This is a genomic window from Nonomuraea sp. NPDC001684 (assembly GCF_053596515.1).
The window spans coordinates 1-11043 of the sequence record NZ_JBSFGJ010000317.1 but is presented as its reverse complement, the minus strand read 5'-3'; the positions used below and the strand labels follow the sequence as shown (position 1 = coordinate 11043).

General features: G+C 75.2%; 10 protein-coding genes. 7 read left to right on the top strand and 3 right to left on the bottom strand.

What is annotated here, in order from left to right; all coding sequences use genetic code 11:
- Window positions 1-1089 (top strand): sensor histidine kinase (locus tag ACWCSD_RS37310; RefSeq protein WP_449922032.1); only part of this gene is annotated, 1089 nt, incomplete at its 5' end.
- Entirely contained in the window at window positions 1086-1709 is a 624-nt protein-coding gene (locus tag ACWCSD_RS37305) for a response regulator (protein ID WP_397168514.1), read from the top strand. The genes ACWCSD_RS37310 and ACWCSD_RS37305, both read left to right, overlap by 4 nt.
- Window positions 1710-1724: 15 nt before the next feature.
- Here the strand turns inward: ACWCSD_RS37305 and ACWCSD_RS37300 are convergent, their stop codons facing one another.
- On the bottom strand, window positions 1725-3545 hold the full coding sequence (locus ACWCSD_RS37300; RefSeq protein WP_449922029.1) for an alkyl/aryl-sulfatase: 1821 nt from the start codon (window positions 3543-3545) through the stop codon (window positions 1725-1727).
- 100 nt (window positions 3546-3645) lie between these two features.
- On the opposite strand from ACWCSD_RS37300, the gene ACWCSD_RS37295 reads away from it, so the two are divergent.
- Window positions 3646-4143, top strand: coding sequence for a potassium channel family protein (locus ACWCSD_RS37295; protein ID WP_397159976.1), 498 nt, complete (start codon window positions 3646-3648; stop codon window positions 4141-4143).
- Here the strand turns inward: ACWCSD_RS37295 and ACWCSD_RS37290 are convergent.
- Window positions 4138-6273, bottom strand: coding sequence for an NACHT domain-containing protein (locus ACWCSD_RS37290; RefSeq protein WP_449922026.1), 2136 nt, complete (start codon window positions 6271-6273; stop codon window positions 4138-4140). The two genes, ACWCSD_RS37295 and ACWCSD_RS37290, sit on opposite strands and share 6 nt — an antisense overlap.
- Before the next feature lie 121 nt (window positions 6274-6394).
- On the opposite strand from ACWCSD_RS37290, the gene ACWCSD_RS37285 reads away from it, so the two are divergent.
- From ACWCSD_RS37285 to ACWCSD_RS37275, 3 genes are read left to right on the top strand one after another with little or no spacing between them, the layout of a single operon-like run.
- Window positions 6395-7177 (top strand): carotenoid biosynthesis protein, encoded by a 783-nt coding sequence (locus tag ACWCSD_RS37285; RefSeq protein WP_449922024.1) that lies wholly within the window; start codon window positions 6395-6397, stop codon window positions 7175-7177.
- Window positions 7165-8604 (top strand): phytoene desaturase family protein, encoded by a 1440-nt coding sequence (locus ACWCSD_RS37280; RefSeq protein WP_397159982.1) that lies wholly within the window; start codon window positions 7165-7167, stop codon window positions 8602-8604. Before ACWCSD_RS37285 ends, ACWCSD_RS37280 begins: the two co-directional genes overlap by 13 nt.
- Complete coding sequence (locus ACWCSD_RS37275) at window positions 8601-9740, top strand: glycosyltransferase (RefSeq protein ID WP_449922022.1); 1140 nt, start codon at window positions 8601-8603, stop codon at window positions 9738-9740. Before ACWCSD_RS37280 ends, ACWCSD_RS37275 begins: the two co-directional genes overlap by 4 nt.
- On the opposite strand, the gene ACWCSD_RS37270 is transcribed toward ACWCSD_RS37275, so the two are convergent.
- Window positions 9679-10287, bottom strand: a complete 609-nt coding sequence (locus tag ACWCSD_RS37270; RefSeq protein ID WP_449922020.1) for a glycerol-3-phosphate acyltransferase — start codon at window positions 10285-10287, stop codon at window positions 9679-9681. The two genes, ACWCSD_RS37275 and ACWCSD_RS37270, sit on opposite strands and share 62 nt — an antisense overlap.
- On the opposite strand from ACWCSD_RS37270, the gene ACWCSD_RS37265 reads away from it, so the two are divergent.
- Window positions 10259-10966 (top strand): spheroidene monooxygenase, encoded by a 708-nt coding sequence (locus ACWCSD_RS37265; RefSeq protein ID WP_397159988.1) that lies wholly within the window; start codon window positions 10259-10261, stop codon window positions 10964-10966. The genes ACWCSD_RS37270 and ACWCSD_RS37265 overlap by 29 nt on opposite strands.
- Window positions 10967-11043: the final 77 nt, after the last annotated feature.

Genomic DNA, 11043 nt, shown 5'->3' with positions numbered 1-11043 from the left:
GCCGGGACCGGACGGCTCGCGCCGACGCTGGGCGGAGCGCTCCTCGGCGTCCTCTACGCGGCGGGCATCACCATCGAGGCGCGGCTGCCGCACTTCGGCGGGCCGACGCACCTGCTGCTGGGCCGGATCTGGCTGGTGCTGACCACGGCCGGGTGGGCGCTGCTCGCGCTGGCCGCGCCGCAGTTCGTCTGGCTGGCCTTCCCGCTCTTCTTCGCCTACCTGCACCTGCTGCCGCTGGCGGTGGCGCTGCCGGGCGTGGCGGCGCTGACCGTCGCGGCCGTGCTGGCCGCCGCCTGGCACGAGGGACGGCTGACCGCCGCCCTGGTCATCGGCCCGACGATCGGCGCGGCGGTGGCCACCCTGATGGCGATGGTCTACAAGGCGCTGCACGCCGAGAGCGAGCAGCGCCGCCTGCTGATCGACGACCTGGTCCGCACGCGCGGGAAACTGCTCCAGGCGGAGGGCGACGCCGTACGGCTGGCCGAGCGGGAACGCCTGGCCAGAGAGATCCACGACACCCTGGCACAGGGCATGTCCAGCATCATCCTGCTGCTGCGGGCGGCCCGGCGGGACCTGGCCGACGACCTCCCGGCCGCCGAGCGCCGCATCACCGAGGCGGCGGACGCGGCCAAGGAGAACCTGGAGGAGGCCAGGAACTTCGTCCGCGGCCTGGCCCCCGCGGCGCTGCGGCACTCGTCGCTGGCCGCCGCACTGCGCAGGGCCGGCGACTCCGCCGTGGCGGGCACGCCCATCCAGGCGCGCTTCGAGGTCTCCGGCACCCCGGCGCCGCTGCCCGCCGACTACGACGCGACGCTGCTGCGCGTCGCCCAGGGCGCCCTGGGCAACGTCAGCCGCCACTCCGGCGCCGGCCACGCCGGGGTGACCCTCACCTACCTGGACGACGTGGTCATGCTGGACGTGTACGACGACGGCCGCGGGTTCGACCCCGGGCGTTCGGCCGGCTACGGCCTGCGCGCGATGCGCGAACGGGTGAGCGCCCTGGGCGGCAGCCTCACCGTGGAGTCGGCCCCCGGCGAGGGCACCGCCGTCGTGGCGACCCTGCCGCTGCCGCCGCTGGAGGGGCCGTGATCCGGATCGTCCTGGTGGACGACCATCCCGTGGTCCGCTCCGGCCTGCGCGCCATGCTCGCCGGGCAGCCCGACTTCGACCTGGTCGGCGAGGCCGCCACCGGGCAGGAGGGCGTGCGGCTGGCCGCCACGCTCGCCCCCGACGTCGTGCTGATGGACCTGCAACTGGGGACGGGCATGCACGGCAGCGAGGCGACCCGCCGGATCGTCGCCCTGGACGGCCCCCGCGTCCTGGTGCTGACGACGTTCGACACCGACGCCGACATCGTGGCCGCCATCGAGTCCGGCGCGACCGGCTACCTGCTCAAGGACGCCCCGTCGGAGGACCTGCACGCCGCCATCCGGTCGGCCGCCGCGGGCGCCAGCGCCCTGGCGCCGAGCGTGGCCGCCCGCCTGCTGGGCCGGGTCCGCGCCCCCGACGCCACGCTCAGCCCGCGCGAGCTGGAGGTGCTCGGGCACGTCGCCGCCGGCCTGTCGAACCGGCAGATCAGCAAGGTGATGTTCCTCAGCGAGACCACGGTCAAGACCCACCTGGCGCACATCTACACCAAGCTGGACGTGGACTCCCGCACCGCGGCCGTCGCGGCGGCCTCGAAGCGGGGCCTCATCCGCTCGCCGTGATCGGGGGCGTGACGCTCAGGGGGTGACGATGGCGAAGTCCGGCTCGGGCTGCTCCAGCAGGGAGGCCAGGCGTCGCAGGACGGTCAGGTCGCCGTCGTGGTCGAGCCCGCCGCCGTCACGCTCACCGTCACTGCCGCCGTCGCCGGAGAGCAGGGTGAGCAGGCGTTGCCGGGTGAGGCGCAGCGTCAGGTCGGCTCCGTCGCCAGAGGGTGACCGCTGGTGGATGAGGGCGCCGTTGGACATCGTGGTCCGGTGGCGTTCGTCCAGGTCGGTGAGGTGCCAGTCGATGGTGAAGCGCTCGTTCCAGGCGTCGGGGCCGTTCACCCGGATGGCCAGGGAGTCGAAGAGCTGCTCGCTGGACAGCGCGGCGAGCATGTCCGGCGAGGTGGTGTCGGTGGCGCCCGGTGCGGGGCCGTCCTTCAGCTCGGCCGCGCCGGTGAGGTAGAAGTTGCGCCAGGTCGCGTTCTCGGCGCCCTGGCCGAGCCGGGTGTAGACCTGGGCCAGCAGCCTGCGGGCCGAGGCGTCGTTGCCGTCGGCGTACACGGCGTGGTTGAGCAGGGTCGCGGCGAAGCGCAGGTCGCCCTCCTCGACGTAGCGGCCGGCCAGGGCCACCACGGCCGAGGTGCCGCCGAAGGACTCGACGTAGCGGCGGGCCAGCTCGACGGGCGGGTGTTCCCACAGGTGGGCGGGGTTGCCGTCGAACCAGCCGAGATAGCGCTGGTAGACGGCCTTGACGTTGTGGCTGACCGAGCCGTAGTAGCCGTGGGTGTGCCAGACCTGCTCCAGCGCGGGCGGCACCTGCATGACCTCGGCGATCTCGGGGCCGGTCAGGCCCTGGTTGAGCAGGCGGAGGGTCTGGTCGTGCAGGTAGGCGTACAGGTCGCGCTGCTGGGACAGGAAGGTGACGATGTCGTCCCGGCCCCAGGTGGGCCAGTGGTGGGAGGCGAAGGCGACGTCGGCCCGGTCGGCGAAGAGCTCGACGGCCTCGGTCAGGTAGCGGGCCCACACCCGGGCGTCGCGGACCACCGCGCCGCGCAGGGTGAGCACGTTGTGCAGGTTGTGCGTGGCGTTCTCGGCCAGGCACAGGGCGCGGTGGTCGGGGAACAGGAAGTTCATCTCGGCGGGGGCCTCGGTGCCCGGCGTGAGCTGGAAGACGACGCGGACGCCGTCGATCGTCTCCTCCTGGCCGGTGCGGGTGACGTCGAGGGTCGGCGGGATCAGGGAGACGGTGCCCTGCGAGGTGCCCATGCCCAGCCCGCAGCCGAGCTGGCCCTCCGGAGAGCGGGGGAGGAGCTGGCCGTACATGTAGAGGGCGCGGCGGTTCATGGCGTTGCCGGCGTAGACGTTCTCGGAGACCGCGTGCTCCATGAAACCGGCTGGCGCCACGATCGGCACGTTCCCGTCGGTGACGCCGCGCACGCCGCCGAAGTGGTCGACGTGGCTGTGGGTGTAGACGACCCCGGTGACCGGACGGTCGCCGCGATGGTCGCGGTAGAGCCCGAGCGCGGCGGCGGCGCACTCGGCGGAGACCAGCGGGTCGATGACGACGACGCCGGTGTCGCCCTCCACGAGGGTCATGTTCGACAGGTCCAGGCCGCGCACCTGGTAGATGCCGTCGGTCACCTCGTACAGGCCCTGCCGGGCGCACAGTTGCGCCTGCCGCCACAGGCTCGGGTGGGCGGTCGGCGGGCAGTCGCCGGTCAGGAAGTCGTAGACGTCGTTGTCCCAGACGACCTCGCCCCCGGACGTCCTGACCACGCCGGGGGTCAGCCTGGCGACGAAGCCGCGATCGGCGTGCTCGAAGTCCGTCCGGTCCTGGAAGGGAAGGTCTGCCATGTGAGCGTCCTGCCCTCGGCAGTCTGCGATGAGGGCAAGGAGAGCCCCAAGAAAGAGCATTCCCGGCGATGCGGCCGCCGGTCCGAGGAACGTTCCTCTCATGTGTGCTTCTCCGGCCGGCGTGCTGGCATGGGTGCGGAGCGCGGTCGCCGCCGCCTTGATCACCGGCGTCTACTTCGTCGTGCCGCTGCCGACCGAGAAACTCCAGGACGGCTCGCCCGAGCTGCGCGTGCTGGGCTGCCTGGCCGGGGTGATCGTGCTGGCCTGGCTGCTGGGGCGGCAGGTGGGGCGCGCGCTGCGGCCCGGACGGTCCCTGGCGGAGCAGCTGGCGATGTTGCTGACCGTCGTCACCGTCGTGGTGGTCTTCTTCGCGGCGCTGTACTTCCTGATGGCCGCGCAGTTCCACGGCCTGCGCACGCGGGTGGACGCGCTCTACTTCTCGGTGATCACCCTGGGCACGGTCGGCTACGGCGACGTCGTCCCCCTCGGGCAGGGGGCGAAGGCCCTGGTCGTCGTGCAGGTGATCTTCGATCTGATCGTCGTGACGTCGGCGCTCGCGCTCATCGTGGGCGTGTGGCGCTCGCAGGAGTCGTCATGAGGGTTCTCCCTCCAGGCAGGGGACCGGGGCCGCCGTGGGGGCCTGGGGGTGCGTGGCCAGGTAGTCCTGGAGCTCGCGGTGCCGGAACTGGTAGGCGATCCCGGAGATCCGCAGCAGCCCGGCGTCGTAGCAGCGGTGCAGGAACCGTCCCAGCCGCCACGGCAGCCGGCCCCGCGTGGCCAGCAGCAGCCCCAGGTAGCGGCGCGCCAGCAGCGGCGACCAGGACGCCACCAGCGACATGCCGAACACCGCGGCCACCGCGACCGCCGCGACGACCGGGATCCCCTCCAGCAGCTTCACGAACCAGATGCCCAGCATGAACCCGAATCCGGGGCCGAAGGTGAGCGCGGCCACGAGCGTCGAGACGACGTCGTTGCGGATGACCGTCCTGGGGTCGACGCCGTCCCAGGAGCCGGCGTATCCCAGCGTCACGTCTCTGCCGCTCGCCATCCCCACGCCGACCAGGACGCCGAAGACGATCGGCACCCACAGCGGCAGGGCGGCGCCGAACTCCATGATGACCGCCGCGCTCGTCAGGCAGCCGTACAGGGCGGCCAGCACGCCGTCCACGACGCTCCGCCTGCGGCTCTGTCCGCCGCGGGACCGGAGCAGGCCGTCCTCGTCCGCCGTGGACCACGCCTGCCGATAGGCCGTGACCGGTTCGGTCAGCAGGCGCACCGCCACCGTGCCGGGCAGCAGGAGAAGGGCGACGGCCATCACCGTCGCGCCCGAGATCCGGCCGTCCACGATCTCCACCCGCGAGAACACCGCGACGGCGGCGACGACGACGGCGGCGACCCCGGGAAGGCAGGTCGCCAGCGCCACCAGCGCGCCGAAGAACCGCGCCCGGTCGCCCGCCAGCGGCCACAACCGGTGCAGGACGAGATCCGTGCCGGACAACACGCGCCCGTGGAGCGGCGGCCGGCCCGCGTTCGCGCGCAGATGGGCGGCCAGGACGGCCAGGTAGGCGTGCGTTTGCCGGGCGTCCGGCCCCTTGCCCGCCGGGTCCGCCGCGGCCAGGCGGGCGGGGACGAACAGGCCGAGGAGATGCTCCCGTACGGCCTGCTGGTCGGCGAAGCGCGTGAGGACCTCGGGGGAGCGCACGTAGCGCCCGGTGACCGGGTCGCGCTGCTCGTGGACGCTGACCGCCAGGGTCAGCCGCCACGGCGTGTTCAGCGCCTCGGCCAGGACGTGGCCGTCGCGGGTCAGCGCATCGAGGACCGGCCGCCAGCGGTCGGGGTCCTCCTGGTCGGTGACGGCCTGGATGAACCGCCACGCCTTGTCGCCGCCCACCTTGCCCACGTCGACCCGGACGATCCCGCGGGGGACGGCCCGGTCGGCGGCCAGGGCGTCGTACTGGTCGGTGCGGCAGGTCAGGACCATGCTGCAGCGGTCCAACCCGTGCTCGTACTCCTCCAGGGCGCGCAGCGCCCGGGCGGCCCGCGACCCGTAGCCCGGCTCGTCGGTGTCGTCCATCTCGTCGAGCCCGTCCACGACGGGCAGGATCCGCTCCGCCGCCACGAGCGTGCGCGCGGTCACCGGCTTCAGGCCGTACGCGGCGGTCAGGTGCCGGGCGAGCATGTCCCGCACCGGCACGTCGGGATCCAGGCTCGCCGCGGAGATCCGCACCGGGACGCGGTCGTCGGGCCGCCGGCCGTCGAGCAGCCGGAGGATCAGCTCGATGGCCAGGACGGTCTTCCCCGAGCCCGCCACCCCGGTGATCACCAGCCGCCCCGGGCCGCCCAGCTCGCGGAAGTAGGCGGCCACCTGCTTCAGGCTGCCGGCCGGCGGCGCGGAGACGGAGCCGCCGGTGGGATGGAAGGAGAAGTCGACGTCGATGACCGCGTCGCTGCCCTTGCGGCCCAGCAGCTGTGCCCGCTGGGCCCGCTCCTCGGCCAGCACCCGCCCCGCCAGCAGGATCGCGGCCGCCTGCACGTCGGTGTCGGCCAGCCGCTGCGCCTGCCACCAGGACAGCGCGGCGATGCCCGTCCCGGCCAGCCCCAGCCCGGCGCCGACCGGGTCGACGTCGCCCGGGTAGAGCGTCCACAGCCGCAGCGCGGCGGCCACCAGCATGACCATCCCGGCCGCCACGCCCGCCCAGAACCACCATGTCCTCGTCCGCCGGCTCACGGTCCCAGCATTTCAAAGCGGGCGCCCGTCGTGTGCGGGGAACGCGACAAAGATCCTCTTCGTCCCGTACCGGCTCGCGGCCCGTGCAACCCCGCGGGCGGCACGTGCGAAACACAGGTATGTGGAAGGCACACCAGGCCGGCAGCTGACGGGCGCGGCCCTGAGATCGGCGCTGCGGCCGGCACGCGCGCTCGGCGTGCTGTCGGTGCTGGCCATGATGGGCTGCCAGGTGGTGTCCGGGCTGGCCGCGCGGCCCGAACGGCTCACCGGGGTGATCGTCGTGCTGCTGGCGGCGTGCGCCCTGGCCTTCGCCGCGGACGCCTGGGGCGCGGCCAGGGCGGCGGCCGCCTTCGCCGGCGCGGCGCTGACCGGGTACGCGGCCGAGCTGGCGGGGCTGCTGACCGGGTTCCCGTTCGGCTCCTACAGCTACAGCGACGCGCTGTGGCCGCAGGTGGCCGGGGTTCCCGTGGTGGTGGTGCTGGCGTGGGGCGGCATGGGGCTGGCGGCCCACGCGGTGGCGGTCGCGGTCGTGCCGTCCGGCGGCGTGGCCCGGGTGTGCGCGGGCGCGGGCGCGCTGACGGCGTGGGACCTGTTCCTCGACCCCCAGATGGTCCGGCTCGGCCTGTGGACGTGGGCGCGGGAGGGCTTCTACCGCGGCGTGCCGCTGAGCAACTTCGCCGGCTGGCTGCTGGTGTCGGCGCTGGTCATGGTGGTCGTGGGGCGGATCGTCCGGGCCGGCGCCCCGGCGCGCGGGCTGCTGGCGCTGTACACGGTCATGGCGGTGATGGAGACGGTGGGCTTCGCGGCGGTGTTCCGGCCGCCGGACCTGCTGGTCGCCGCCGCCGGAGGGATCACGATGGGCGCGTTCGCCGCGCCGGCCTGGAGGCGGTCATGGCCGAGGTGACGGTGATCGGCGGCGGCATGGGCGGCATGGCGTGCGCGCTGCTGCTGGCCCGCCAGGGCCACGAGGTGCGGCTGTACGAGCAGTTGCCGCGGCTGGGCGGCAAGCTGGCCGAGCATCGCCGTGACGGTTTCACCTTCTCCCTCGGCCCTTCGCTGCTCACCATGCCACGGGTGCTGCGCGAGCTCGGGCTGGAGCGCGAGCTGATCGAGCCCGCCCTGCTGTGCCGGTACCGCTTCGCCGACGGCACGGTCCTGGACGCCCACCGCGACCCGGCGCGGATGGCCGCCGAGGTGGAGCGGCTGGCGCCGGGCGAGGGCCGGGCCTGGACGGCCTTCCACCAGTGGGCGCAGGGCTGCCTGCGGGCGGCGGAGCGGACCGTGTTCGCCGGTCCGCCGATCCGGCGGCAGGGACGGCCGCGGCTGTCGGACCTGACCGCGGTGGCCCCCGCCCGCACCCTGGCCGGGCTGGCGCGGCGTCACTTCGGCGACCCCCGCCTGCGCCAGTACGTCGGCCGCTACGCCACGTACGCCGGGTCGAGCCCGTACCGGGCGCCGGCGGCGCTGGGCTGCGTCCCGGCGCTGGAGCACGGGGAGGGCGTCTGGTACGCGCCCGGCGGCCTGGCCCGCCTGGCCGACGACCTGGCGCTGCTGCTGAAGGCGGCCGGGGTGGAGATCTTCCTGTCCGAGCCCGTCGCCGCCGTCGAGGCCGACGCGTCCGAGGTCACCGGGGTGCGGCTGGCGAGCGGACGCAGGGTGCGGGCCGACGTCGTGGTGGCCGGCACCGACGCCGCCGCCCTGTACGGCCGCCTGTCGCCGGACCGGCGTCGGCTGCGCCGGATCGCCCGGCTCGGCACCTCCTCCTCGGCCTTCCTGCTGCTGGCCGGGGTGGAGGGCCGCACGCCGGGGCTGCCGCACCATTCGGTGCTGTTCTCGGCCGACTACGAGCGCGAGTTCGCCGACATCTTCGACCGGGGACGTCCGCCCCTCGACCCGACGGTCTACGTCGGCTGCTCGGCGGTGGACGACGCCTCCCAGGCCCCCGGCGGGGCGGAGAACTGGACGATGCTGGTCAACGTGCCCGCCCGGGATCCGGCCCGGTGGGGGATCGGGGTCGAGGCGTACCGGGACCTGGTGCTGGAGCGGCTGGCCGGGCGCGGCTGCGACCTGGCCGGCCGGTTGCGCTTCGTCGACGTCCTCACCCCCGCCGACCTGCGGGACCGGTACGGCTCCTGGGGCGGCGCGATCTACGGCAGCGCCTACCGGGGCAGGCTGGCGTCCTTCGCCCGGCCGGGCAACCGGGGGCCGAGACGCGGGCTGTACCTGGTGGGCGGCTCGGCCCACCCCGGCGGGGGCCTGCCGATGGTGACGCTGGGCGCCCGCATCGTGGCCGGCCTGGTGGCGCAGGACCTCGCGGGCGGTTCGCGATGAGGGCGCTCACCGTCGCGCAGGGCGTGGCGGCGGCCGTCGTGGCGGCCCGGCTCGCGCGGGGGCGGCGGCGGCTGCCCGCGCTGCGGCCCCGTCCGGTCGCGGGCGAGCCGGTCTCCGTGGTGATCCCCGCCCGCGACGAGGAGGCCAGGATCGGCCCGTGCCTGCGCGCCGCGCTGGCCGCCCCCGGCGTCCGCGAGGTGATCGTCGTGGACGACGGCTCCCGGGACGGCACGGCGAGGCTGGCGGCGTCGCTGGGCGCCACCGTCGTCACCGCCGATCCGCTGCCGCCCGGCTGGGTCGGCAAGCAGTGGGCGCTGCGGCAGGGGGTGGCCGTCGCCCGCGCCGGCGTCGTGGTCACGCTGGACGCCGACGTCCGGCCCGCGCCCGGCCTGTTCGGCGCGCTGGCCGCGGCCCTGGACCGCTACGACCTGGTCAGCGCCGGCCCGCGCTTCGTCTGCGACGGCGCCCTGGAGCAGGCCCTGCACGCCTCGATGCTGGCGACGCTGGTCTACCGCTTCGGCCCCGTCGGCCCGCCGAGCCCGCCGCCGCCGCACCGGGTGATCGCCAACGGCCAGTGCATGGCCTTCCGGCGGTCCCGGATGACCGAGGCGGACGGCTTCGCGCTCGTGCACGACCGGATGACCGACGACGTGGCGCTGGCCCGCCGCCTGGCCGCACAGGGCTGGTCGGTGGGCTTCCTGGACGCCGGCGGCCTGCTGGAGGTCGACATGCACGACTCGGCGGGCGAGTTGTGGCGGGAGTGGGGCCGTTCGCTGCCGCTGGCCGACGTGACCGGCCCCGGCCGGCAGGCGGCCGACCTGGCGGTCATCTGGCTGACGGCGGCCCTGCCCGTGCTGCGGCTGGCCGCGGGCCGCCCGACCGGCCTGGACCTGGCGCTGCTGGGACTGCGGGTGTCACTGACGGCCGCGTTGCGGGGCAGCTACCGGCGGCCCGGAGTGGGGCTGCTGCTGTCGCCGCTGCTGGACCCGGCCGCCGCGTTCCGCCTGACGCAGGCCACCGTACGCCCGGTGCGCAGCTGGCGGGGACGCACCTACGGCGACGCAAGCGGGGGCGTCAGCGATGGGACGAGCGGCGGCGGCCGGCCAGCGCGGCCTGCCCGAAACGCAGCCCGATGAGGCACATCAGCCCCCCGGTGGCCGCCACCAGCTCGACCGGCATGAACAGCAGCTGCAGCAACGGCACCCCGAACACCGCCAGGCGCGCGCCCGCCGCGAACGACCGCGTCACCAGCGCCACCAGCGTCAGCGCCGCCACGGCCAGCCCGAACGCCGGCGGGCAGATGACCGCGACCCCGCCGGCGAAGGTGAGCACGCACCGGCCGCCCCGGAAGCCGGCGAACAGCGGCCACGCGTGCCCCGCCATGGCCGCCGCCACCGCCAGGTACACCGGCGCCACGCTCGCCCCCGACACCACGCCGAAGGCGGCGGTGTGGCCGCCGCCGATCACCAGCGCGACCAGGGCGGCCAGAGCGCCCTTCAGCGTGTCGCCGGCGAACACCGGCACGCCCGCCCACCGCCCGAGCTGCTCCTTGACGTTCCAGTACCCCGGGTTGCGGTCCCCGACGTCGCGCGGATCGACGCCGTGCGCCCGCGCCGTCAGGACCGCGACCGGCACCGACCCCAGCAGGTAGCCGATGACGACCGACACGAGCACCTCAACCATCGCGTCGTTCCACCTCGTCCGGTACGGCGGCAGGGGGGCGATGAAGCACATGGCCTTCGACCGGCCGCTGCTGCGCCGCCCCGGCGGCCCGATCTTCTGGCGGCTGCTCGGCACCGGCAGGGGACGCTCGATGTCGCTGGGCGCCGACCTGCGGCGCTGGGCGCTGTTCGCCGTCTGGCGGCGGGAGAGCGACCTGGCGGAGTTCCTGCGCGACTCGCCGATCGCCGCCCGCTGGCGGACGGAGTCCGCGGAGTACTGGCAGACCCGGCTGGCCCCGCTCGCCTCGCGCGGCGCGTGGGGCGGCCGCGACCCGTTCGGCGGCGCGCCGGCCCGCGACGACGGCGGGCCCGGCCCGGTGGCGGTGCTCACCAGGGCGTCCATCCGGCCCGGCCGGCTGGTCGCCTTCTACCGGTCGGTCCCGCCGGTCGAGGAGCTGCTGCGGCGGCAGGACGGCTGCCTGGCCTCGGTCGGCATGGGGGAGTGGCCGCTCGCCCGGCAGGCCACCTTCTCGCTGTGGCGCGACCGGCGGGCCGTGCGGGACTTCGCCTTCCGGGGCCAGGCCCACCGGCGGGTCGTCGAGCGGGTACGGGCCCGCGACTGGTACGCCGAAGAGCTGTTCGCCCGCTTCGTCCCCTATGCCAGCGAGGGCCGCTGGGACGGGCGCGACCCGCTGGGCTGACCCCCTCATCCCGCCGCCGTGACAGCGGTCGCCGCGATCCCGGCCGCCGGGTCCCGCCCCGCCAGCGTGTGGGCCAC